Annotated in this window: 1 protein-coding gene; it reads right to left on the bottom strand. The window is 70.6% G+C overall.

Annotated features, from left to right (window positions below):
* Positions 1 to 4: 4 nt before the first annotated feature.
* The coding region (locus DBR34_RS14180) for a ligase-associated DNA damage response DEXH box helicase (protein WP_258223941.1) at positions 5 to 2,058 on the bottom strand (2,054 nt) is incomplete at its 5' end.

Genomic DNA, 2,058 nt, shown 5'->3' with positions numbered 1-2,058 from the left:
CAACTCAGGTGCCATGGCGGGTCTCCAATTGCGCGGCAGCGCGTTTGACGCGGGTTTTCCAGTCTTCATTGCTGAGCTGGCCACGCAGGCGTTCGGCCCACAGCGGAAATGACAGCGGGCCAAGCGTGCGCGGCGCCTGCAGGCACAGCGTACGCGCCTGCAGCCGCTGCAGCGTGGCCGCCAGGCTGTCCAGGTCGAGTTGGCCGTGCAGCACTTCGCGATCGGCCAGGCCCAGCAGGATGTGGTCCGGATCGTGCTGGCGCAGCACGTCGTAGAGCAGGCCGCTGGACGCCTGCAGTTGGCGCAGGCTGCGTGGGGTACGGCCGGGCAGCGCCGGCACCAGCATGCCCGACACCCGCGCGATATCGCGGAACTGACGGCGTGCCAGCTCGGCCAGGTTGAGGCTGTCGCGCAGGTCGTCCAACAGTCCCGCAGGCTGCAGCAGGGCGCGCAGGCCGGCCACGTCCAGGTCGACCGGGCGTGCCGGCGCCAGCACGAAGCCGTAGTCGTTGGCCGCGTAGCCCAGCGTGTTGGGCTGCAGGCGGGCCAGGCGCAGTGCCATCAGCGCGGCGACACCCTCGTTGACCTGTCGCCCGGCGAACGGATACACGAACACGAACTGTCCCTCGCGACGGCGCACCACTTCCACCAGCAACGACGTCGGGCCCGGCAGCATCGAGATGCGCGACTGCAGGGTGAGCAGGGGCGCCAGCCAGCGCATCTCCGGTGATGCCGGCGGTGCGGCGAAGACCGCTTCCATCTCCTGCCCCAGCGCTTCAGACAGCGGCAGCCGGCCGCCCTGCCAGCGCGGCACCAGCCCATCGCCGCCCTTGGCCAGGCGCACGTAGGCGGTGAGGTTTTCCAGCCGCACCAGCTCCAGCAGGCGCCCGGCGAACTGGAAGCGATCGCCCGGGCGCAGCCGCCCCAGGAACTGCTCTTCCACCGCGCCCAACCGGCCGCCGCGCAGGAACTGCACGCTCACGCTGCCATCGCTGGTGATGGTGCCGATCGACAGCCGGTGGCGCAACGCTACGCGCCGGTCATGCACGCGGTACACGCCGTCCTCGTCGCGCACCACCTTGTGGAAATCCGGATACTGCGACAGCGCACGACCGCCCTGCACGATGAACTCCAGCACGCCCTGCCACTGCGTGGCATCCAGTGCCGCGAACGCGTGGGTACGGCGGACCTGTGCGAACAGGGCGTCGGGTTCGAAGCCACCGCCCAGCGCGCAGCTCACGCAATGCTGGGCCAGCACGTCCAGCGACAGCGTGGGCGGGCGGCGCGCTTCGATCACGCCAGCCGCCAGTGCATGCCGTGCCGCAGCGTATTCAACCAGCTCCAGCGCGTGCGAGGGCACGCACACCAGCGTGCCCGATTCGCCCGGCCGGTGCCGCGCACGCCCGGCGCGCTGCAGCAGCCGGGCAATGCCTTTCGGACTGCCGATCTGCAGCACCTGGTCCACCGCCGGGAAGTCCACGCCCAGGTCCAGGCTGGAGGTGGCCACCACGCAGCGCAGCTGGCCCTCGCGCAGGCCCTGTTCTGCGTCGCGGCGCACGGCGGGGTCCAACGAACCGTGGTGCAGCGCCAGCGTGGATGGGTCTTCCGGCCATACCGCCGACAGCGCCTGATGCCACAGTTCGGCCTGGGCGCGGGTATTGGTGAACAGCAGGCTGGTGCGCACCGACAGCAGTTTTTCCAGCACGCGCTGCAACTGCGACAGGCCCAGGTGGCCGGCCCACGGAAAGCGTTCGCCGTGCGCGGGCAGCAGGGTGTCCAGATGCACCGGGCGCGGCCGTGCACCGGCCACCAGCGGCGCATCGGGAACATCGGGCAGCAGCACGTCGCGTGCCTGCGCCAGGTTGCCCAGCGTCGCCGACAGGCCCCACACCTGCAGCGCGGGCAGCGCATCGCGCAGCCGCCGCAGGTTCAACTGCAGCAGCACGCCGCGTTTGTTGCCCAGCAGTTCGTGCCATTCGTCGACCACCACGCAGCGCAGCTGGCGCATCTTCGCCAGGCCGTCGGGATAGCTGAGCAGCAACGCCAGCGATTCCGGCG

Origin of the sequence: Stenotrophomonas sp. HMWF003, assembly GCF_003061285.1 — a bacterium.
Classification (GTDB): Bacteria; Pseudomonadota; Gammaproteobacteria; order Xanthomonadales; family Xanthomonadaceae; genus Stenotrophomonas; species Stenotrophomonas maltophilia_AP.
Note: the sequence above shows the minus strand (reverse complement) of the source record. Positions and strands in the feature narration are given on the sequence as shown.